The 19,698-nt window shown below is 41.7% G+C and carries 21 protein-coding genes and 1 tRNA gene; 10 read left to right on the top strand and 12 right to left on the bottom strand.

What is annotated here, in order from left to right:
* Positions 1-42 precede the first annotated feature (42 nt).
* The 5 genes from HWE15_RS01885 to ubiE form a co-directional block, all read right to left on the bottom strand.
* Positions 43-1,083, bottom strand: coding sequence for a quinone-dependent dihydroorotate dehydrogenase (locus tag HWE15_RS01885; protein WP_290505799.1), 1,041 nt, complete (start codon positions 1,081-1,083; stop codon positions 43-45).
* 104 nt (positions 1,084-1,187) lie between these two features.
* Entirely contained in the window at positions 1,188-1,931 is a 744-nt protein-coding gene (locus tag HWE15_RS01880; RefSeq protein ID WP_290505798.1) for a M15 family metallopeptidase, read from the bottom strand.
* 7 nt (positions 1,932-1,938) lie between these two features.
* Positions 1,939-2,697 carry an SDR family NAD(P)-dependent oxidoreductase gene (locus HWE15_RS01875; protein ID WP_290505797.1) on the bottom strand — a complete coding sequence of 253 codons (759 nt, stop codon included), beginning with the start codon at positions 2,695-2,697 and terminating at the stop codon, positions 1,939-1,941.
* Positions 2,698-2,741: 44 nt separating this feature from the next.
* Positions 2,742-3,542 carry an outer membrane beta-barrel protein gene (locus HWE15_RS01870; protein ID WP_290505796.1) on the bottom strand — a complete coding sequence of 267 codons (801 nt, stop codon included), beginning with the start codon at positions 3,540-3,542 and terminating at the stop codon, positions 2,742-2,744.
* The gene (ubiE, locus tag HWE15_RS01865) at positions 3,491-4,213 is read right to left on the bottom strand and encodes a bifunctional demethylmenaquinone methyltransferase/2-methoxy-6-polyprenyl-1,4-benzoquinol methylase UbiE (RefSeq protein WP_290505795.1); all 723 of its coding nucleotides are present in this window, start codon (positions 4,211-4,213) and stop codon (positions 3,491-3,493) included. The genes HWE15_RS01870 and ubiE overlap by 52 nt, the downstream gene beginning before the upstream one ends.
* 122 nt (positions 4,214-4,335) lie before the next feature.
* Here ubiE and yihA point away from each other — a divergent pair, with 122 nt between their 5' ends.
* The 3 genes from yihA to HWE15_RS01850 are packed head-to-tail and all read left to right on the top strand — an operon-like array spanning position 4,336 to position 5,756.
* On the top strand, positions 4,336-4,947 hold the full coding sequence (gene yihA, locus HWE15_RS01860; protein WP_290505794.1) for a ribosome biogenesis GTP-binding protein YihA/YsxC: 612 nt from the start codon (positions 4,336-4,338) through the stop codon (positions 4,945-4,947).
* Positions 4,948-4,985: 38 nt separating this feature from the next.
* Positions 4,986-5,417, top strand: coding sequence for a DUF5606 domain-containing protein (locus tag HWE15_RS01855; RefSeq protein WP_290505793.1), 432 nt, complete (start codon positions 4,986-4,988; stop codon positions 5,415-5,417).
* A 36-nt stretch (positions 5,418-5,453) separates the two neighbouring features.
* Positions 5,454-5,756, top strand: a complete 303-nt coding sequence (locus tag HWE15_RS01850) for a hypothetical protein (protein ID WP_290505792.1) — start codon at positions 5,454-5,456, stop codon at positions 5,754-5,756.
* 486 nt (positions 5,757-6,242) lie between these two features.
* On the opposite strand, the gene HWE15_RS01845 is transcribed toward HWE15_RS01850, so the two are convergent.
* The 4 genes from HWE15_RS01845 to HWE15_RS01830 form a co-directional block, all read right to left on the bottom strand.
* Positions 6,243-8,171 carry an OmpA family protein gene (locus HWE15_RS01845; RefSeq protein ID WP_290505791.1) on the bottom strand — a complete coding sequence of 643 codons (1,929 nt, stop codon included), beginning with the start codon at positions 8,169-8,171 and terminating at the stop codon, positions 6,243-6,245.
* A 38-nt stretch (positions 8,172-8,209) separates the two neighbouring features.
* Entirely contained in the window at positions 8,210-8,695 is a 486-nt protein-coding gene (locus HWE15_RS01840; protein ID WP_290505790.1) for a hypothetical protein, read from the bottom strand.
* Positions 8,696-8,772: 77 nt separating this feature from the next.
* Positions 8,773-9,564 carry a (Fe-S)-binding protein gene (locus HWE15_RS01835; RefSeq protein ID WP_290505789.1) on the bottom strand — a complete coding sequence of 264 codons (792 nt, stop codon included), beginning with the start codon at positions 9,562-9,564 and terminating at the stop codon, positions 8,773-8,775.
* Between the two features lie 43 nt (positions 9,565-9,607).
* The gene (locus HWE15_RS01830) at positions 9,608-10,942 is read right to left on the bottom strand and encodes a 4Fe-4S dicluster domain-containing protein (protein WP_290505788.1); all 1,335 of its coding nucleotides are present in this window, start codon (positions 10,940-10,942) and stop codon (positions 9,608-9,610) included.
* Between the two features lie 103 nt (positions 10,943-11,045).
* On the opposite strand from HWE15_RS01830, the gene HWE15_RS01825 reads away from it, so the two are divergent.
* The 6 genes from HWE15_RS01825 to HWE15_RS01800 all read left to right on the top strand — a co-directional run bounded on the left by HWE15_RS01825 (position 11,046) and on the right by HWE15_RS01800 (position 14,529).
* Positions 11,046-11,121 (top strand) — tRNA-Phe (locus HWE15_RS01825).
* Positions 11,122-11,393: 272 nt separating this feature from the next.
* The gene (locus HWE15_RS01820) at positions 11,394-11,885 is read left to right on the top strand and encodes an RNA polymerase sigma factor (protein ID WP_290505787.1); all 492 of its coding nucleotides are present in this window, start codon (positions 11,394-11,396) and stop codon (positions 11,883-11,885) included.
* On the top strand, positions 11,882-12,304 hold the full coding sequence (locus tag HWE15_RS01815; protein ID WP_290505786.1) for a hypothetical protein: 423 nt from the start codon (positions 11,882-11,884) through the stop codon (positions 12,302-12,304). Before HWE15_RS01820 ends, HWE15_RS01815 begins: the two co-directional genes overlap by 4 nt.
* A gap of 4 nt (positions 12,305-12,308) precedes the next feature.
* Positions 12,309-12,839 (top strand): DUF4252 domain-containing protein, encoded by a 531-nt coding sequence (locus HWE15_RS01810; protein ID WP_290505785.1) that lies wholly within the window; start codon positions 12,309-12,311, stop codon positions 12,837-12,839.
* 33 nt (positions 12,840-12,872) lie between these two features.
* A complete protein-coding gene (locus HWE15_RS01805) occupies positions 12,873-13,349 on the top strand; it encodes a DUF4252 domain-containing protein (RefSeq protein WP_290505784.1) in 477 nt (158 codons plus the stop codon).
* A 616-nt stretch (positions 13,350-13,965) separates the two neighbouring features.
* The gene (locus HWE15_RS01800; RefSeq protein WP_290505783.1) at positions 13,966-14,529 is read left to right on the top strand and encodes a hypothetical protein; all 564 of its coding nucleotides are present in this window, start codon (positions 13,966-13,968) and stop codon (positions 14,527-14,529) included.
* A gap of 71 nt (positions 14,530-14,600) precedes the next feature.
* Here HWE15_RS01800 and HWE15_RS01795 read toward each other — a convergent pair whose 3' ends face one another.
* The 3 genes from HWE15_RS01795 to HWE15_RS01785 form a co-directional block, all read right to left on the bottom strand.
* Positions 14,601-15,167, bottom strand: a complete 567-nt coding sequence (locus HWE15_RS01795) for a flavodoxin family protein (protein ID WP_290505782.1) — start codon at positions 15,165-15,167, stop codon at positions 14,601-14,603.
* An 86-nt stretch (positions 15,168-15,253) separates the two neighbouring features.
* A complete protein-coding gene (locus tag HWE15_RS01790) occupies positions 15,254-16,987 on the bottom strand; it encodes a M14 family metallopeptidase (protein WP_290505906.1) in 1,734 nt (577 codons plus the stop codon).
* A gap of 13 nt (positions 16,988-17,000) precedes the next feature.
* Positions 17,001-18,593, bottom strand: coding sequence for a M14 family metallopeptidase (locus tag HWE15_RS01785; RefSeq protein WP_290505781.1), 1,593 nt, complete (start codon positions 18,591-18,593; stop codon positions 17,001-17,003).
* A gap of 366 nt (positions 18,594-18,959) precedes the next feature.
* Here HWE15_RS01785 and HWE15_RS01780 point away from each other — a divergent pair, with 366 nt between their 5' ends.
* Positions 18,960-19,625 carry a hypothetical protein gene (locus tag HWE15_RS01780; protein WP_290505780.1) on the top strand — a complete coding sequence of 222 codons (666 nt, stop codon included), beginning with the start codon at positions 18,960-18,962 and terminating at the stop codon, positions 19,623-19,625.
* Positions 19,626-19,698: the final 73 nt, after the last annotated feature.

The raw sequence follows: 19,698 nt of genomic DNA, 5'->3' as shown, positions 1-19,698 counted from the left end.
TTCCTGAATTTGAAGATAAGGTTTCGGGTCGGTTTCGTAAAATTAGTTGGAGAAATATGTAGCCAAGCCCTTTTTGATGCGTTTAATAAGGTTAGGTCCTTCATAAATCATGCCTGAATAAACCTGTACCAAGGATGCACCCGCTTCTAGTTTTTCAATTGCATCCTCTGGCCCAAAAATTCCTCCCACTCCAATAATGGGGAAAGTACCCTTGGATTTTTGATGGAGGTAACGAATGACCTCTGTGCTTCGATTGTTTAAGACTTTTCCGCTGACACCTCCTGCACCGATCGCTTCAATTTGGTTTTTGTCAGTTTTTAATTGAGTTCTGTCGATGGTCGTGTTGGTCGCAATTACACCATCTATTCCGGTTTCTTGAATGATTTCGACAATGTCATCCAACTGCCCATCGGTCAAATCAGGTGCAATCTTGAGTAAAATAGGTTTCGGTTTTTCCTTTGCGTCATTGGCTGATTTGACTGCCGTCAGCAAGGCTTTAAGCGGCTCCTTTTCCTGCAAATCCCGTAAGTTGGGGGTGTTAGGCGAACTTACATTTACCACAAAATAGTCCACATAAGGATGCAGGGCTTCCAAACAAAAGAGGTAGTCCTCAACAGCCTTTTCATTGGGAGTGACTTTGTTTTTTCCAATGTTTCCACCCACAATGACATCTGATTTTCGATTTTTCAATCGCTCGACGGCCGCTAAAACACCACCGTTGTTGAAGCCCATTCGATTGATGAGCGCTTCATCCTGAGGAAGGCGAAAAAGGCGAGGTTTTGGGTTGCCGTCTTGTGGTTTTGGCGTTAAGGTCCCGATTTCGATGAAACCAAATCCAAGCATCGCCATTTCATCGATCAGTTTGGCATCCTTATCAAATCCCGCAGCCAATCCAACCGGATTTTTGAATTTCAATCCAAAAACTTCGCGCTCCAGCTTTTTATCCTCAAATGAAAAAGACTTTCGGATGATACTTCCAATGATTGGAAGATTGAAGGTGGTCTTTGTTAAGTCGAAGGTGAAATGATGGGCAGCTTCAGGAGATTGAGTAAAAAGAAGCGGTTTGAGTAGGGATTTGTACACGGGAAATGGTTTTTTCGCTACAGGCAAAAGTAGGGAATCCGATCCAAAATTTTTAGCTGGAATAACCTCAAGGTTTAGACCCTAAATGCTTTTCCATGTTTGGGTTAATCTACAATTTTAAATTTCTCACCAGCTTCTTTTCTGGAATAAGCATTAAAATGCCACCATTCTGATCCAATTCCGGTAAATCCAGCTTCAGTCATGACTTTTCGAAGGATTTCCCGGTTCTTTATTTGAGCTTCCGTGAGGACTCCTTCGGCCAGCATTTGGGCTTCCCGGTCCGGATAGGCAGCATAGCCAAAGAAATCATAGCCAGTTCCCATATCCAAAACAGAATCTGCCTCCGTGTCAAAGATGGTCAGGTCTACCGCCACGCCAAAGTTATGTAAGCTGCCTTTTTTGGGATCTGCAACATAGAGTGGCTTGATGCTGTCGGGTTTGTCCAAATTATCCCATAAGATCTGCTGTACAGAAAGTGGCCGAACCCCATCATAAACCAAAAGGGAAAGCTGCGGATATTCATCTTGTAAAATCTCTTGCGCCTTTTTTAATCGCTCCGCAACCTCCGGTTGAAGGTAGGCATGAGTTAAATCTCCATAAACATCCTGTCCGAAAAAATTGTCCGTAGTAGAATACTTCAATTCTATCCGAATCCCTGGAATTACATCTTCTAGATTTACCAATCCTTGGTCAATCAAGGTTTGTTCTAATGTTGGGATAGATTCTTGCTCTACTTGAGCAATAGGAGACAGGTTTTCCTTTTGTTTTTCGGAGAAAATTTCCTGATCACTTTTTGGGGTACTACAGCTCCAAATAATCAAAACAAGGGCGATATACAGGAATCTCATCAGAGGATTAGGCATTTTTATTTACCAATGTCGCAGATGCTTGTGCTGTAGGAAGTACCACAAGGTCCGCCAATACGACATGTGGAGGTCGATTAATGCAAAACTCTACGATTTCCGCGATATCTTGGGCATGTAGCGGCTCATAGCCCTGATAAACTTTTTCTGCCCGCTCTTCGTCTCCTTTGAATCGAACAAGAGAAAACTCCGTTTCAACCAATCCAGGATGAATGCCAATTACTTTTATTCCAAAAGGATTTAGATCGATTCGCATCCCTTTTGTGATTGCATCCACTGCATGTTTGGAACCACAATACACATTTCCATTTGGATAGACTTCTTTCCCCGCAATGGATCCTATATTGATGATAGTGCCTGATTTCCGTTCGGTCATCCCTGGAATAATTGCCTTGGAAACGTATAATAGCCCCTTGACATTGATATCCATCATGGCGTCCCAATCATCGGTATCTCCTGTTTGGATAGGGTCAAGACCATGCGCATTCCCAGCATTGTTGATCAATACGTCTATATTTTTCCAGCGATCGGGAAGGTTTCCTAGAATTTGAAATACAGCTTCTTTATCCCGAACATCAAAGGTCAAGGGTAAAATTTCAATGCCTGATGGCACTTCTTTTTTCAATTCCTCCAACCGGTCCTTTCTCCTTCCAGTGACGATTAGATCATATCCGTTTTTTGCTAAAATAAGAGCACAAGCTTTTCCAATACCTGAAGTTGCTCCGGTGATGAGTGCGATTTTTCTTTCCATAGCCCCAAGTTAGGGGAAAAGAAAAATTTCTAAAAAGATATCACTTATTGGAAGTTCAAATAGAGCGTGACGGATTTCCGTTTGATGCTTGAAATGGCGTCTCGGATGTCTGGGTTGGTGTTTTCCGCTTGATATATATTATTGAGTCCATGCGAAAACCGGATTTCCGGCGCAAACTTGAAAAAACGAAAATAAATCTCGAAACCCATTCCCAGTTCGATGGAATAATCCTGCCCGGTAGTAACCAAATCTTCCAAATTGGCTTCATCCTGGCTTTTTGTCCGGAACTGGTAACTAGCTCCTCCAAGGAAATACATCCGGGTGTTGTTGAAGCGTTGCGAGCGGTATTTTAAAAGTAACGGTAATTCAATCATCGTTGCCTCATTGATAATTGTATTAACATCCGCAACAGGTGTTACTGGTTCTTCGGGTGTATTCCCCAGGTCAGAAGTGAAATCCGTCGGAAAGTACTGAACTTCCGTTCGGAATTCATAAAACCCGATTTTGGGGGTAAATAAAAGCTGGACCTGGTCATGAAAACGCATCATTCCAATGAATCCCAAGGAAAACCCGGGATTATACTGTGGGAAAATGCCGCGTACATTGGGCGAAGCAGGATCAGAAGCCCTTACAAACTCATCGGTATATTTCAGTCGGTAAGTATTTGTATGAGCAGCCAAGAAAAACCCGTAGGAGATGAATTTATCGTCAGAACCTGAAGTGCTGGTTAATCCAAAAAGCCCTTGGGAATTAGCTGAATTCGCAACTAAAAAAAGGAGAAGAGCAAGAAAACCTACTTTTTCCCTACGTAAATTGAGCTTATTCCAAAAGTGAGTGGTTTGCATACCGTGCTGTGAAATCCAACTTTTTTCAATACAGCCAGAAAATCTTCCCCATCCGGAAAAGCCTGGACTGATTCTGGAAGATAAGTATAAGCAGAATTGTCCTTGGATACAATTTTTCCAATTTGAGGCAGGATCGCATTCGAATAAAAGGAATAGGCCTGTTTCATCGGAAAAGCCTTTGGTTTACTAAATTCCAAAATGACTGTTTTCCCTCCAGGTTTCAATACACGATACATATCGGCTAGGCCTTTTTCCAGATTTTCGAAGTTTCTAACTCCAAATGAAACGATGACTGCATCAAACTTATTATCCTCAAATAACAAACCTTCTGAATCTCCCAGTTGCATATCGATGATATGATCCAGTTTTCGTTTCTTCATTTTTTTTCGACCTTCTTCCAGCATCCCTTCGGAGATATCTACCCCAATGATTTTTTCTGGATTTAGAGCCAAAGCCTCAATAGCGAAGTCCCCTGTACCTGTAGCAATGTCCAAAATCAATTTAGGTTGATCTTTTTGGAGCATTTTGATGGCTTTTTTTCGCCAAATAATATCAATTCCTAAACTCAGCACATGATTGAGTAGGTCATACTTGGGGCTGATGTTGTTAAACATTTCAGCTACCTGTGCTTTTTTAGGGTCTTCTTTATCTTTATAAGGGACTACGGACATCAGAATGGTACTTTTGGTGCGCAATAATACTGAAGAAACCCGAGGAAGTGAAAAATGTTAAAAAAGATACAGGGTGTTCGCTATGGAATTAAACCCTAATTTTGTGATCAAATTCCAAGGACATGATCAAAAAAGCAGAATTCGTTGTTTCCAATTCAGACCCAGGCAAATGCCCGAAGCCAGACAGGGCAGAGGTGGCCTTTATTGGGCGGTCCAATGTTGGTAAGAGTTCGCTGATCAATATGTTGACTGGCAAAAAGGATTTGGCAAAAACCTCGCAAAAGCCTGGAAAAACGCAATTGATCAATCATTTTTTGATCAACGATCAGTGGTATTTAGTGGATTTGCCGGGCTATGGATTTGCGAAAGTCAACGTTAAGGTCAAGCAGGGTTGGGAAAATATGATCAAAACTTATCTGACGAAACGGGATAATCTTACTGGAGTATTTGTCTTGATCGATAGCCGCTTGGAACCTCAAAAAATTGATTTGGAGTTTTTGCTTTGGTGTGGGGTGAATGGCGTACCTGCGGCTTTGATTTTTACAAAAGCCGATAAACAGTCCAAAACTAAGACCCATCAGAATGTTCAGAAATTCCTGAAAAAGACTGAAGAAATCTTTGAGGAGGCCCCGGATTATTTTGTTACAAGTTCGGAGACCGCTTTCGGGAAAGATGAATTACTGGAATTTATCGATGAATTGGTCAAAGAATACGAAACTGGTGCGCAGGATTGAGCGCAACTTTTATATTTGCAAGCTGAAAATCTAAACCCATGAATTTTAAAGACATTGCTACCGTATCTGGAAAGCCAGGATTATTTAGAGTTTTAAAACCAACCCGAACTGGAGTAATTCTAGAGAGTTTGGATGCTAAAAAAGCCAAGCTCGTAGCCGGAATTTCCCATCGAGTTTCCATTCTTGCCGATATTTCCATTTATACCCTGAATGAAGAAGGTGCCGAACCTTTGGAAAGCGTGATGAAGAAAATCGAAGCTGAATTTCAGGGTGACTTGGGATTGGATTCGAATCCAGATGAGGCAGAACTTCGCGCATTTATGAAGCATATTCTGCCTGAAGTGGACGAGTCTCGGGTTTATGTATCCGATATTAAAAAATTGATTTCTTGGTATTCAATCATCCATCAGCAAATACCTGAGGTATTACAAGCTTCGGATGAAGAGACAGAAGAGAAAGAAACTGAATAAAATTTAAGGCCCGGGAAAACCGGGCTTTTTTAATCCATGAAAAATCCAGAATTGGTTGAAACAGCTTATGCGCTAGCAAGAAAGCAATTTGATTTGCCCGAACTCCCAGAACAATTCGATGAGGACCGGGCAGTAAAGATTATTGCCAAAGCAGTGGGGGAGCTATTGAATCGGGACTTGGAAAAATTGCTTCAAATCTGTTATCGAATTGATTTGTCAGAGCAACGATTGAAGGAGATTTTACATGAGTCTGCTCCAGATCAAGTTGCGGAAGATTTAGCAAAAGCACTTTGGGAGCGACAAAAGCAAAAAGCCGAAATCTGGAAACGATATTCTTGAATTAGGATACCTTCGGGGATATATCCCTCCCTTCCCTCGGTGAAATACGCCTGCGGCGAAATATAGCCTCGTTCCTCGGCTGATATATGATCAAATAAGGGAAGTTATTTAAATATGTTTCAGTTCGCGTGCGAGCTAGGATTGCTCAAGTCTCAGGATTTGGACCCAAAGTAAGGCAGTCTCTTGACTGCCTTGCCTTTGAAAATATCCCAAAAACATTTCGTTTTCATCTTGCTGGCGATCGTGTTTTTTTCACACAATGAGAATGAGCCAGCGCTAGGGTATTTTGGATCTTTTCTCCCCGGGTTACGTCGTTCTGCCTTACCTAGGGTTATCCACAGTTTGACGCCTTCAGCGTCTCTGAAAATTCCTTGGCTTTCAGTCCGAAGCTAATAATTCTATAATCTTCAGAATTTCTTCACAACTTTGCCTCTTGACGTGAGAAAAACCGTCGCGCCGCTGCGTCGTAGCGAGAGACATATTCGTCTACTCCTTAATCTCAATCACCTTAAACTCGGTTCTTCTGTTAACCTGATGCTCTTCTTCTGTTTGGGCATTTTTGATGATCAACTGGGTTTCTCCATAGCCTTTAGCTACTAATCGGCTTGGATCGATTCCCTGAGACACGATGTAATTTACCGCAGACTCAGCTCTTCGCTGCGACAGGTCCAAATTGTATTCATCTGAAGATCGGGAGTCTGTGTGAGAGCTCAGCTCGATTCGGATGTTTGGATTATCCTTTAGGATTTGCACCAATTTATCCAATTCCTGGGCTGCATCCGGCCGTATGTCAGCCTTATCTAGATCATAGTAGATGTTCTCAAGAACAATAGATTTTTCGAGTATCAATTGATCCAACACAATCGTAGTATCCAAATCGATATTGGTTACATCTTGGATTAAAGTTGCTGGGTCAGGAGTTTTTCCCCGAGTGGAATAAGGAACAGATTTCGAGAAATATCCTCCTTTCGAAGCGATGATGGTGTAATCTGATTGAGGCTCTAAAGTGAATCGAACTCGGCCATTCCGATTGGAGAAGTCGCCTCCAATTTGCTTGTTATTCCCATCGTATAGGACAACTCGAGCTTGGTCGAGCACTTGATCAGGCTCTCCTGCTACGCGCTGCTTGGTAAATACATTCAGCAAAACATTGACGATTTTCGGTTTCGGAGTTTTGTCTTCGAAATAATAAATATCATCGTCGCCAATTCCACCTTCCCGGTTGGAAGAAAGGAACCCTTCTTTGGGATAATTGGTAAAAAAGATCCCAAAATCATCCGCAGTGCTATTGATGTTTTCACCTAAATTCTTGATGACTTGCTTCCCAGACTCATCCTGTTCCGCTACGAAAAGGTCCAGTTTTCCATAGCCTGGATGTCCATCTGATGCAAAGAAAAATTTCCCATCCGGGGTAGGTCGAGGGAAAAGCTCATTTCCGGGAGTATTGATGGTTGGACCGAGGTTCACCGCATTTCCAAAATCTCCATTTGCTAGCTTGGTAGCTTTGTACAAATCGATTCCCCCATAACCGCCTGGCCGATTGGAAGCAAAATACAATACATCTCCCTCTGGGCTGAAAGCCGGTGTAGAATTCCACCAGCTTTCTTCTTCATTTACAGGAAGCCAAATTGGAAGCGTAAATCCCCCTCCTCTAAAGTAGGAAGCAAAAAGTGCTGTTTCTGGCAAATCTTTGGGAGAAGTGGAATTTCCACGTGCATAAATCAGCGTGTTTCCATCAGGACTGATAGCCAAAGCCGCCTGATTCAATCCTTCTTCATTGGGGAATTCCGGTAAAGCCTGAATGGCTCCTACGTCCACCCGTAGACCATCTGCCCGAGCTCGGAACAGTTTGGTGTAGGGAGTACCTGTAGCCGGATAGATTCCGGAAGCTTGCCGAGCGGAAGTGAAATACAAGAAGTTCTCGCTCGCAATTGGAGCATAATCTCCGCCCGGGCTATTCAATTCCCGGTAATTAACTAATTCGTGAAAAGGCCAATAATTTTCTATCCCTGCGGCAAGATTAATCGATTCGATTTCCCGCAGGGTTCGAGCAAGTAATGCTTCGTCCTGCGTATAATCTTTGGCATTTTCAAAAGCTTCCTTCGCCTCCTCATTTTTTTGTTGTGCTTTTAGGCTTTGTCCTAAAAAGAAATAGCGTTCAAAGCTCGGATCGATTTCGATCAGCTTTTGGTAATAATCTGCAGAATTTTCGATGCGATTGGAAAGTCGATAGCTTTCTGCAATGACCTCATTTGCCTGCTCGTTTTCAGGGTCTTCCTCTAAAATTTGCGAAAAAGTATTGATAGCATATTGGTATTGTCCAGAGAGGTATTGGTCAGTGCCTTTTTCTTGCAAGCTTTTACAGCCTCCAAGAACAAGCATAAAGACGAATAGACTCAAAAAGTACTGTTTCATCTGACGGTGTTTTGATGATCTTGTCTGAATATTACTAATTAATTTGGAAAGTATTTGTTCAACCAACTTTTTGAAGCAGGAATCCACAAAGAATTCAAATCGGATTTAGTTTGGATGAGGGGATTAATTACGGGCGTATCAGAAACAATCGCACCTTCTTGAACTTTGCTTCGAATTCCCAAAGCCGGCGCAACTTGGATTTGGCCTGATTCTTTAAATGCTACTTTTCCTCGATCCGTCAGGTTGATCTGGAGTAGGTTTTCCAACTTTTGCAAGGCTCTAACGGAGCTATCTATTGAACAGCCACTTGTTTGGGACTGAGATTCATCCGCAGCCAAAACGATTACCTGATCTTCTAAAATTTCAAAAGAAGTCAAAATTCCATTTCCATGTACATTCCATCCTTCACAGAATTTTTTCAATTCACTTTTGACTATCTCCAATTCTTTTTCATTGAGTTTTCGGTCAGCTTGGTATACCCAAACACGACTTGATTCTGATAAATTTTGGAATGCTACGTACATAATTTGATTTTTTGACAAAGAAAAACCCTTTCTACCTAACGGCAAAAAGGGTCGAATTGATTCAATTTTATCTTCACTTATATTCCCATGTCTTTGGCGATCATTTCAGCAAGATCAAAAACCTTGACATCATTCTCCCGCTCTTTGTTTTTCACACCATCAGTCATCATGGTCAGGCAGAATGGACAGCCTACTGCAATCGCTTGTGCTCCTGTGGCTAAGGCTTCTTCGGTACGTTCAATATTGATGTCTTTTTTGCCAGGTTCCGGCTCTTTAAACATCTGCGCCCCACCTGCACCGCAGCAAAGACCCTTGGTACGGCATCTTTTCATTTCCACTAATTCCACATCCAGTGCCTTGATGACTTCCCGAGGAGCTTCATAAACATTATTTGCGCGGCCTAGATAGCAAGAGTCGTGGAAGGTGATTTTTTTTCCTTTAAACTCACCGCCTCCTTTCAAGACAACTTTTCCCTCGTTTATTAATTGCTGAAGAAACTGCGAATGGTGAATCACTTCATAATTGCCTCCTAAGGCAGGATATTCATTTTTAATCGTATTGAAGCAGTGAGGACAGGCAGTCACCACCTTTTTTACTTCATAGCCATTGAGTACTTGGATATTAGCAACGGCCTGCATTTGGAATAAAAATTCATTCCCGGCTCTCCTTGCTGGATCACCTGTACAGGCTTCCTCAGGACCCAAAACTGCAAATGAGACACCGACTTTATTCAGGATTTTTACAAATGCTTGGGTCACTGCCTTGTATCGGTCATCAAAGGAACCTGCACATCCGACCCAAAAAAGAACTTCCGGACTTTCGCCTTTAGCGGCCATTTCGGCCATGGTTGGAACTTGATATGTTGACATTTTTTAGACTTTTAGATATTAGAGAAAAGAAGCAAGAGGGTAATTACTTTACTTCCTCATTTTTTACAGAATCAGCCCAGTTGAATCGATCTTGAGGGCTGAATTTCCAAGGGGAAAAGCTGGTTTCCATGTTTTGGAACATCGCGTTCCATTGTGCCGGCGTGCCGGATTCCTCCATTGCTACATAGCGGCGCATTTGAAGGATAATGCTCAGTGGGTCGATGTTGACCGGACAAGCCTCTACACAGGCATTGCAGGAAGTACAGGCATTCAATTCCTCTTTCGTGATATAATCCCCGAGCAGAGATTTGCCATCTTCCAAACCAGGACCACCAGCGTCTATGCTTTTTCCAACTTCCTCTGCTCGATCCCGGACATCCATCATGATTTTTCTGGGGGAAAGTTTTTTCCCGGTCAGGTTTGCGGGACATTCAGAAGTACAGCGACCGCATTCCGTACAGGAGTAGGAATTGAGAATATTCACCCAAGAAAGATCATTGATGTCTTTTGCCCCAAATCTCCCAATTTCCGCAGGAGGATCTGCTGGAGCATCAGTTGGGATTCCCAGCATCATATTCACTTCATTGGTGACCTCGGGCATGTTCGCCATTTCCCCTTTCGGTTTCAAATTTGAATACCAGGTATTCGGGAAGGCCAAGAAAATATGCAAATGCTTGGAATAGGTCACATAGATTGCGAAAGCTAAAATCCCTGCAATGTGAAACCACCAGGCAAATCGCTCCACAAACACCAAGGTACCGGTACTCATTCCCTCAAAAAGTGGCTGAATCAAACTGCTGAAAAACAAGGTGCCCAAAGCGATGTAATGCTCATCTCCACGATTAGCTAAAATTTGATCCGTCGCGTTCATTGTAAGAATGGCAAACATGAGGATGATTTCGATAACCAAGATCAAATTACCATCCAAGGTTGGCCAACCTTTCATTTCTGGCTTTTGGAAGCGGGGGACTTTAGTGACATTTCTTCTAAAGAGAAACACCACGCAAGAAAACAACACAGCTACAGCTAAAAACTCGAAAATATTGATCGCAGCCGTGTAAATAGAGCCTAATATAGGTGCAAAAAGCCGATGCGTTCCAAGAATACCATCTAGAATGAATTCAAGAACTTCCAAATTGATTACCACAAAGCCGACATAAATCAGCAAATGGAGGAAAGCCGGGATGAAGCGCTTGAACATTTTTTGCTGTCCAAATGCCACCATAAGCATGGTTTTCCAGCGGGCTTCAGGTTGATCATTGCGGGCTTCAGCTTTGCCCAATTGGATGTTTCGTTTCAGGAAACGAACCCTCTTGGTCAAAATGAATACAGCAACCGCTAAGATGATCAAAAATGCTACTTGAGGTAAAAAGCTCATTTTGATGCAATTAATGAATTGTGAATACTCTTTTTAATATTTTTTTATGCGAATGATTTGTATCAAAATCACAAATACCTACCTTTGCATCACTTTATGAAAAGGTGATGTAGCTCAGTTGGTAGAGCATCGGACTGAAAATCCGTGAGTCGGTGGTTCGAGTCCACTCATCACCACCAGCCCCGAAGCAATTCGGGGCTTTTTTTATGCCCTTATGATTCTGATTTGTGATAGTTGATGTCCGATCATTCATGGATGCAAAGTAAGAAATAGTCTGCATGCATACTATTTTTTAAGCTTAATTTAAAATAAATCTAAAATCTGTTTTACTGGTAAATTCTAAACTCCGGTGAGAGCTGAGTGTTGGAGGCCTCCGTCAATATCTTGGGGTTTTTGAAAAATATTTTATGAAAAGTGTAACATTTGAAAAAGACCCGCATCACCTACACAAATGAATTCATTTTTCGAAGGAAATATTTGGCCTTTGCGAGGGAAGCTTTTCCGGATGGCTTTTCTCTGGGTAAAAGACCGGGCTTTGGCTGAAGACATTCTTCAAAATGTATTTGAAAAGTCCTACCGGAAAGAAGAGGAACTGCAGCATCATCCGAATTTGACAGGTTGGTTAATCACAAGTTTGAAAAATGAGGCTTTGATGCACTTTCGTAAAACTGGGCGAATGGTTGCCCTGGATGAGAATGGAGAAGCGAGACTTATAAATCCGGAACCAGAGCGAAGCGATTCCAAGATTCCAAAGATTCTCCAGTTGGTCCACCGTCTTCCCGAAAAGCAACGGCAAATCTTTCAGCTTAGGGAAGTTGAAGGACTAACCTACGAAGAGGTGGCGGAATACCTGGAAATATCGATCGAGCAAGTTAAAGTTAATCTTCACCGGGCTCGAAAAAAGCTCAGAGAGGAATTTGCCAAAAAAGAAACCAAGTCATGAATACCCGAATTGAAGAGTTACTTGAAAAATACTGGAACACAGAATCCACGCTAGCGGAGGAGGCTGAGTTGCGGGACTTGCTTTCTAAGGTAGAAGGCTATGAAACAGAAAAGGAATGGTTTCTTTCTCTTCAAGACCTTGCTATGGAAGAACCCGTCGGACTTAAAATACCGGGTAAAGGAAAATCCCGGAGCTTCTCATGGTTAGGTTGGGCAGTTTCAATTCTTATCCTGATTGGCTCCTATTCAGGTTGGCAGGCTTACGAACGGCAGCAGCAGCAAGAGGCTTATCGGGAAGTAGTAGCGGCCTTATCGCTTATCCAGGACAAGTTTTCGGAGGGTCAAAGCCAAATGCAAAAAATGAATGAATTGAAATACCTCAATACAACAAACTCTTTGTTTGAAAATCAAAAAAAATAAACATATGAAAAAGATACTATTAATCCCTGTATTTGTCCTGATGGCGGTATTTCAAGTAATGGCCCAGGATGATGCGATCCAGCGATTCTTTTCCAATTATATGGAAGATGATCGTTTTAGCCGAGTGTACATTTCACCTAAAATGATGCAGATGGCTGGAGGTTTTCTGAAAAATAATGCAGAGGAAGCCGACTCACAGGAACTGGGCGCTTTAATCCAGAAAATCAAAGGCATTCGAATCCTTTCTTCTGATGAAGTCGATGGAATGAAAATGTACAATGAAGCCTATGGTTCTTTGACGAAGCAGAAATATGAAGAGCTGATGGATGTTCAGGATAAGGATTCCAGCATCAAGTTTTTGGTACGGGAAGAAAACGGACTTGTCAAGGAACTTCTCATGCTTGCCGGTGATAAAGGTGAATTCACCTTGCTCTCCATGTTAGGAAATTTCACCTACGAAGATCTGAACATGCTCGCGGAAAAGACCAATATTCCCGGAATGGAGGAATATGGAAAAGGAAATATGCCACAATAAACTAAATCACTATTATTTATTAAACTACGTATTATGAAAAAGCTGTTTTTTGCAATCGCCTTCTTGGGAATCATCTTTTCCGCACAGGCACAAAGTAAATCTGTAAAGGCCTTGTATGAAAAATACAGGGGGGAAGAGGACTTCTTCCACATGGAGCTAGGAGGGAATTTCATGAATTTCGCTGAAGGCTTCAAAATTGATTTGGATGAAGATGATATGGCCACCGTAGCCAAATCCATTGAGAAACTTAACTTCTTCAAACTGCCGGAAAATGCTGATCGAAGCGGTGATGAATACAAGACCTTGAAAAAAGGACTGGAAAAAGAGCGCTACGAGCTTCTCATGGAGATGTCAGACGAAGGGGAGATTGTCATTTATTCTAAAGGAGGCAAAACCATTTCAGATTTGGTAGTCTTGGTGGGAGGAGATGAAGGCGACTTGATGGTTGTCGAGCTCAAAGGAAGTTTTGCTCAAGAATTGGTCGCGGAAGCGATGAAGCATAGCAAGTAGGATTTTTCCTTTTAAAGGATAATAAGCTATCAACGAAAGTTGGTAGCTTTTTTTATCAAATTACTCGACTATTTGAACATTTGAAATAAGGGGAAAAGGATAATTTCATGGACTATTTTTGGGTACTTTCTTTGATAATAAAAAGAGTCCTTACACTCAGTTCAAGCTTCTTTACTTTTTGGAAAAAACAATCATTTTGCATAGAAATCATAAGGTTTTAAAAAAAGATTGAAAAATTTTTTATTCGATACAATCGATTGCGAAATATGGGAATGAGTAATTGATGTTATGACATGATTTTTATAAAATAGGTAATTACGAAATAAAATTTTATAAACATTCATTTTTTCCAATGAACTAGACTTTCGCTATCGATTGCGGGAATTGATTATATTATTTTCAATTATTAAGCTGTATAATTATTGATTTATAAATAAATCAGTAAAAAAATTGAAACATTTTCATTTTTAGATCCGTTTGCTACCTTTGTAATGTCATTTGAAGACAAACCCATCAGACCCGATGGACCCTGTAGCCCAAAATACCCCCCCCTTGAATGGATTCGCCATTCCTGGGTTACACAGAAAAACTAGAACCTATTAAACCAATTATTAGTATGAAAAAATTAATGACTATGCTTTTTGTTGCCGGGATGGCAACAGGAGCCTTTGCCACAGGTGCAGAGAAATCTGTAGAAATTATTCACTCAGATGCTGCTAAAGTAACAGTTGCTATGACTGAAGCTCCAAGTAGTACCGTGATTGTTAAAATTTTGGATGAGGAAAACCGATTGGTTTTGAGAGATCGGATCAACAAGTCTGAGGCTTTCGCCAAGCGCTATGATTTGAATGCTCTTCCAAAAGGTACCTATTCCGTAGAAGTTTTGGATAACAGCGGAGTTTTGCGCACAACTACCTTCCAAAATTATGTTTCAGAAAAGCCATCCGTTTATTCACGGGTTTCTTTGATGGAGGATAACAAATTTCGACTTTTAGTAAGCAACCTTGCTGCACAGGATTTTACAGTTTCCATTTACGATGGTGACAAATTGATCCACAGCGAGAAAGTAAGTGATGTTCAAGGTCTTCATAAAATCTACAACATCGAAAAACCGAATGCTGCAATTAGTTTTCGAGTGACAACCGAGGGAGGATTTGATAAATATCTTTCTGCCCTTTAATTGAAAGTGAACCAACTAGCTATTAAAAACCCCGCTCTGGGTCTGAGGCGGGGTTATTTTTTTGTCTAAAATTAACGAAAGCGAAGCACCGTTTCAGCTACTCGTTTTCCCAGTCCTTCTCCTTTTTTCAAAAAGATCTCATCTACTTTTTCTGATTTGTAATCACCCTCCCCGGTAATTGCCGAGGCGCCAAAAGCCGATTCTACGGTATCTCCTCCAACCAAAATCATCCCATGTATCAGCATGCTGTGCATCAGATTGAGCATGACCAACTCTTCTCCGATAGACATTCCTCCTCCAGTACTGAATACCGCTCCAATTTTGTCTTTCAAAGGTCTCCCTTCAAAGGGCCATGAGTTGATAAACTCCTGCACAGGCGGAGCGATATTGGCATTGTAAACGGGAGAACCCAGAATGATGGCAGAAGCTGTCAAAAGGTCCTCTGTTGTCACCTCCGAAATAGGCCCTAATTTCACTTCAACATCGGCATTCGATCTTGCTCCTTTTGCAATAGCATCTGCCAGTTGTTCGGTATGACCCGACTGGGAGTAATAGGCAATTACTATTAGGGGCTTTTCCTGAGCGAATAGCATTTGGGAGAGAAAGAGTAAGGGGAGAAAAAGGATCAAGTTTCGCATGCTGTCTTCATTGAAAGGAAAGTAAAAGCTAAAAAAAATCCCCGAATCAATCGACTCGGGGATTCCATTTTAATCAATCAAAAGACTTATTTGCTCCAACTTGCTTTGCCTCCTTTAGCAGAGTCTACGGTGATGCTGTAGTTTGAAGCAGAAGAGACAATCCATCGAACCTTCACTGCGCTCATTCCTGGAATATTATCTACTGCTATACGTTCTGGCCGAAGTTTTTGCTCTTTGTATCGCTTGAAGTCTTCATTTTCTACGACAAAGCCTGCCACTACTTTAGCCCCGGAGATAGACACATAATCAGGGCGCTCGATATTGTACTTCAAGTCTTGAGAAGAATGGGTAGGCATCATACGCTCATTGAAAATCATAGCGGTGATAGCCTTGAGTCCTCCTCCCAAATCTTCCTCCTTGACATCCATCACCGATAGCTTTGGCGTATGATAGGCATGAAAGATGGTGAAAGCTGAATTGCGGTGCGCATCCTGCTCCATCAAGAATCCTGGATGTGCCCGACCAAATGTCTTTTTAAAACCACCAATCTCAATCTCTCCATATTGTGGATGCTTGTAGCTTTCCCAATCCACAAAAGCATCTCCAAAGGTCAGTAATTGGTCTACCTTCAGCTGCTCCTCTTGATTGCCTCTTCCAGCATTTTGATGGAAATAGAGGTAAGAAATCATCAGCTCATTGGAATAAGTGAAAATCCCTCTATTACCATAGAACCAATCCAGTTCTCCTCCAAATACGGAATACAAATCCTTGTAAACTGTAATGTATCGATAACCTGGCATCATCTCTTCTCCTTTTTTAGCTATCGCATCATAGATACGTATGTCATCACGGTCATATGTATTTACATCCTCCTCAGCTCCAGGGCCACGAAGAATCAAACCTCCATAGTTGTGATAACTCTGCGCTCCGGCAATGTTTGGATGCTTCATTACAAATTCCATTATTGATCGATTCTCAGGCAGTGAGAAAGGATAGCGAAGAGCTCCCCGTTGGATGTAATCTGGTTGCCAGTTCCAGCCCCAGTCGCGATTGGGATCGTAATAGCCGACGTCATCATCATTGATGCGCCCGTCTCCATCCAGGTCGGTTCCTTCCTGACCTAACATTTCATAGTCACCCACTTGATCAGGTCCTACCATAATGAGTCTTCTCGGATCCAAAGGATCTTTGATATAGCGTCCGGTAGGAGATTTGCGAATCATCTGAGTAATGTGTCCATCTCCATTCAGATCATCCATTTCATCTTCACCTGCTTCGCCATCTCCGTCATTATCCAATACCATAACACCTGATCTCGGGGTATTTTGGGTATTCGGTTTCAGAAAGAAGTCATTCCGGGCATCTGGATTGATAGTCGGTGTGATATAGAATGTTTTGTCTCTGAGGAGTTCTTGGATAAACTCGGTATCGGCGTGCATTTCGGTCAGATACCAAGCCGTGTAGAGGGCAAATTCAGCTCCTTGAATCTCGTTGGAGTGAATATTTCCATCGATCCACATGGCTGGTTTATCGGTATCCTTTCCTGCTGAAAAGTCCGTAATCGTCAAGGTCATGATATCACGACCTTCATAGGATTTGCCGATTGCCTGAATTTTGGCCAAGTCAGGATGGGCTTTGGCGATCTTCTGCATTACATCAACCAAGCCTTCATAGGTATAGTAACGGTTCCACGCTACTTCTACCTTCGGCATGTGTGGAGAGCCGACTGCTTTAAAGAATTTTTCTTGCGCCATTGCATCAATACTTGCCAATCCGGTTGCGCTCAAAGCCAGGGCAAGGATGTATTTTTTAAGTTTCATAGTCTTCATGGCTTTAGAGTTTGAAGGTTGCGTTAACAAATCCTGCATGAGCTGCACCAGCTTTAAAGCTTACATCCCCTTTTCCGCGGATCATCCAGCTCAAACTCACTTTCTCATAAGCTCCGATGGAGTCGATCAATTGCATTTTTTCACCAGAAATCAGTCGATCTTCTCCAGCGTCTAAGTCTACTCGAATTTTTCGCAACCAACGGGAGCGTTCCCCCATTTCTGAATGAGTGGGTAGCGGCGCATTGTTGAAAAGGTCCAAGGAAATTCGGGTTAACCCATTTCCGATGGATTCTATTTTCAGGTTCTGAACCTCCAAATTGGGTTGCATTTCAGCTAGTTTCAGAATGAAATCAGCGTGCTCCTCAGCAATTTCTTCAACTTTATCGTAAGGAGGATTTGCCATCACAAATGGTTTTATACCTCCAACTTCTACTTTTTTACCTGGGAAATCCGGATGGGAAATCTCAGTCCAAGGAACAAAAACATCATTCCATCCCAATGAGTCTGCCCAAGCCAAATAATTGGCTTCTTTATTTGACTTGCCTTTAAATTCTGGAACCCAGTAACCCGGTGTACTGAAGCTTAGGCGGGCAAAATGGAAGTAAGCCCACTGGAAAAAGTCTCCATCTGTACCTTGGTTGGTTTGCTGGAAAGCTTTTTGGGATACCGTACTTTTATAAAGGTCCGAAACCATCGCATTGATCGCTTCATCCTTTTGAAGGATAGAAGTCACTACTCGCTTGCGGGCATTTTGTGCGTTGTACTTCAATGGGCTTGAGAGATTGTTTGCCGGAGAGAAGGTGATAAAAGCAAAAATGTTCCATTGCTCAAATAGGTAATCCAACAATGCGCGGCTTTCCGGCTGGGAAACTGCAATATCACCAGCTAAAGGCTCAAAGACAGGGAATTTATAGGTAAGGGATTTATTAAACGCAATTCCCTCCTTTAAATCTTCCGCAAATTGGCCATCTTGATCTTCATCCTTAGATTCCTTATATACGGCATATTTTCCCGCTTCTCCTTTGGATCGGTCTGCTTTAACGAGGATTCGCTCGTCTTCTTTTGATACCACATACTCTCCCATCGGATCTTCTACACGCATCCAAGTGATGTATCCATCACCGTTGAGGTCGGTATAGCCATTATCTCCTGGTGTTCCGTCCCGATCGTGATCCACTAAGGCGGCATTCCCGCGCCGCTCGTATTTCAGGTTTGAGTGGTATTGCTCATAGGCATCTGGAGACATATTAGGGAAAATGTAAAAAGTGGTTTTTTCCAATGCCTCTGAATTCTCATCGACGAGTCGCTCAGCAAATTGAGTAGCCAATTCTACGCTGAGAACATGGTACCCTTCTACACCTCCCACCACGGCAATTGCGGGTTTTTCGTCTAAGTTATCAGTGCCAATTTTTAGAGCCCAAATCGATTTTCCTCCTGGAGTTTGAGCTAGTTTTTCGAGGCTGGCATTTGGACTAGCCCCGATTTTTTGGAGTCGCTGCTCAAGTTGGGAAAGGGTCGGGTAATCACTCTGGGCCAAGGTGGCTCCAGAAATCAAGACACTTCCAACCAACATGCAGCTGAAAAAGAGTTTTTTCATAAGGGTTTGGATTAGTTTTTTCGCTAGGTAATCAGTCCATATCGTTTTTTAATTTTATCAAAATATCTCCATTTCCTCGTCTAGTCTTTTTTTTCTTAGCCAAAAAAAGCGTGAATGGGAGCTGAATTGGATGAATGGAATAAATGGTCCAAAAAGATCCCTGATAAAAATCAGCTTACCTAGAAACAAAAAAGGATTAGCCAATGAAAAATTACCTCCGCTTTTTTGCTACCTTATGGAAAGGGAATGCTTTGTGGAACAAAATTTAAGATTATTATACTTTATACTTCCATAATAAATAGCAGGACGTACATCACACTGGGGATTTCGGTAATTGTTACCTTTCTTTCCATTCACTTCAACTTGGTGTATAACCTGGATCTGACGTTGCTCAGCATAGCAATTATTTTTCCTTTGGTTTTTAATATTCGAGGAGCATTTCGAAGAAGGGAAAAAGCTCTTGAACATCTCAGCAAGTATCGATCTGCGATGGTTACCATCAATTTTTATTTGCAGACTAGTACCGATCTGTCTGAAGAAGAAAAGCAGAAAACGGAGAATATTATTAGTCGAATAAGTAGTCTTGTGATTAGTCACTTAAAGAACAATGAAGAAAATGTGGAATCGGTGGACCAAGCTATTCATGATTTTCACACCCATATTTCAGAATTAGAAGAGTTTATTCCTAGTAGGATTCGGGACAGGATTTTCCGATATATGAATGATATGCAAGAGGGGTTTGAGAATGTTTTTGCAATAAATATTCACCGAACGCCAAGGGCTTTGAAGGCGTATTGCTTGGTCTTTATTTATATTTTTCCTTTCATCTATTCTCCAACAGTTATTTACAATATTGGAGCAGCCCATAGTGATCTTGTAGTCTATTTCATTGTAGTGGTAACTGAATTTATTCTCATTGCCCTCTATAATATTCAAGATCAAATGGAGTATCCTTTTGATGATATTGGAATGGATGATATCAAACTGGAGAATTTCCAACTACATCGCAGAGTCTCTCCATTTTTAAAATAATGCACTGGCTATCAGTATTAATTCTTTCAAGGTTCACATCTAGAAATAATAAAAGCAAAGGAGTTTGATCTTC

Source organism: Algoriphagus sp. (assembly GCF_013373065.1).
Classification (GTDB): domain Bacteria; phylum Bacteroidota; class Bacteroidia; order Cytophagales; family Cyclobacteriaceae; genus Algoriphagus.
Note: the sequence above shows the minus strand (reverse complement) of the source record. Positions and strands in the feature narration are given on the sequence as shown.

What these genes read in the sequence shown, in the direction of transcription:
- HWE15_RS01880 (WP_290505798.1), bottom strand. Translation starts at nt 1,931, where the DNA reads ATGAGATTCCTGTATATCGCCCTTGTTTTGATTATTTGGAGCTGTAGT.
- HWE15_RS01875 (WP_290505797.1), bottom strand. Translation starts at nt 2,697, where the DNA reads ATGGAAAGAAAAATCGCACTCATCACCGGAGCAACTTCAGGTATTGGA.
- HWE15_RS01870 (WP_290505796.1), bottom strand. Translation starts at nt 3,542, where the DNA reads ATGCAAACCACTCACTTTTGGAATAAGCTCAATTTACGTAGGGAAAAA.
- ubiE (WP_290505795.1), bottom strand. Translation starts at nt 4,213, where the DNA reads ATGTCCGTAGTCCCTTATAAAGATAAAGAAGACCCTAAAAAAGCACAG.
- yihA (WP_290505794.1), top strand. Translation starts at nt 4,336, where the DNA reads ATGATCAAAAAAGCAGAATTCGTTGTTTCCAATTCAGACCCAGGCAAA.
- HWE15_RS01855 (WP_290505793.1), top strand. Translation starts at nt 4,986, where the DNA reads ATGAATTTTAAAGACATTGCTACCGTATCTGGAAAGCCAGGATTATTT.
- HWE15_RS01850 (WP_290505792.1), top strand. Translation starts at nt 5,454, where the DNA reads ATGAAAAATCCAGAATTGGTTGAAACAGCTTATGCGCTAGCAAGAAAG.
- HWE15_RS01845 (WP_290505791.1), bottom strand. Translation starts at nt 8,171, where the DNA reads ATGAAACAGTACTTTTTGAGTCTATTCGTCTTTATGCTTGTTCTTGGA.
- HWE15_RS01840 (WP_290505790.1), bottom strand. Translation starts at nt 8,695, where the DNA reads ATGTACGTAGCATTCCAAAATTTATCAGAATCAAGTCGTGTTTGGGTA.
- HWE15_RS01835 (WP_290505789.1), bottom strand. Translation starts at nt 9,564, where the DNA reads ATGTCAACATATCAAGTTCCAACCATGGCCGAAATGGCCGCTAAAGGC.
- HWE15_RS01830 (WP_290505788.1), bottom strand. Translation starts at nt 10,942, where the DNA reads ATGAGCTTTTTACCTCAAGTAGCATTTTTGATCATCTTAGCGGTTGCT.
- HWE15_RS01820 (WP_290505787.1), top strand. Translation starts at nt 11,394, where the DNA reads ATGAATTCATTTTTCGAAGGAAATATTTGGCCTTTGCGAGGGAAGCTT.
- HWE15_RS01815 (WP_290505786.1), top strand. Translation starts at nt 11,882, where the DNA reads ATGAATACCCGAATTGAAGAGTTACTTGAAAAATACTGGAACACAGAA.
- HWE15_RS01810 (WP_290505785.1), top strand. Translation starts at nt 12,309, where the DNA reads ATGAAAAAGATACTATTAATCCCTGTATTTGTCCTGATGGCGGTATTT.
- HWE15_RS01805 (WP_290505784.1), top strand. Translation starts at nt 12,873, where the DNA reads ATGAAAAAGCTGTTTTTTGCAATCGCCTTCTTGGGAATCATCTTTTCC.
- HWE15_RS01800 (WP_290505783.1), top strand. Translation starts at nt 13,966, where the DNA reads ATGAAAAAATTAATGACTATGCTTTTTGTTGCCGGGATGGCAACAGGA.
- HWE15_RS01795 (WP_290505782.1), bottom strand. Translation starts at nt 15,167, where the DNA reads ATGCGAAACTTGATCCTTTTTCTCCCCTTACTCTTTCTCTCCCAAATG.
- HWE15_RS01790 (WP_290505906.1), bottom strand. Translation starts at nt 16,987, where the DNA reads ATGAAACTTAAAAAATACATCCTTGCCCTGGCTTTGAGCGCAACCGGA.
- HWE15_RS01785 (WP_290505781.1), bottom strand. Translation starts at nt 18,593, where the DNA reads ATGAAAAAACTCTTTTTCAGCTGCATGTTGGTTGGAAGTGTCTTGATT.